We start from the raw sequence: 260 nt of genomic DNA on the forward strand, positions 1-260 counted from the left end.
GGTCGACGACGACGAGCTTGCCACCGGGCACCTTGTACTCACCATGCATGAGACCAGCCTAGAACCCGCGCCGGTCACCGCCGACTCCTCACAAATTCCACCAGAAACAGCCGAGTACGTCGATAATCTGCGTACTCGACTGTTTGGGGCAGAATTTGGGCGTACTCGAGGGTCAGGTGCGGGCGGGGATGCGGGGGTCGAGCCAGGCGGTGACTTCGGCGTAGACCTCCTCCTTGTTGGTCTCGTTGAAGATCTCGTGG

At 60.8% G+C, this 260-nt stretch carries 1 protein-coding gene; it reads left to right on the forward strand.

From position 1 onward, the window contains the following. Positions 1 to 260, forward strand: a 260-nt coding sequence (locus AC1RPN_RS09060; protein WP_481763856.1) for a hypothetical protein, incomplete at both ends; no start/stop codon positions are given.

The sequence above is a fragment of the Dellaglioa sp. CoH-57-MRSF-20 genome, assembly GCF_056781955.1.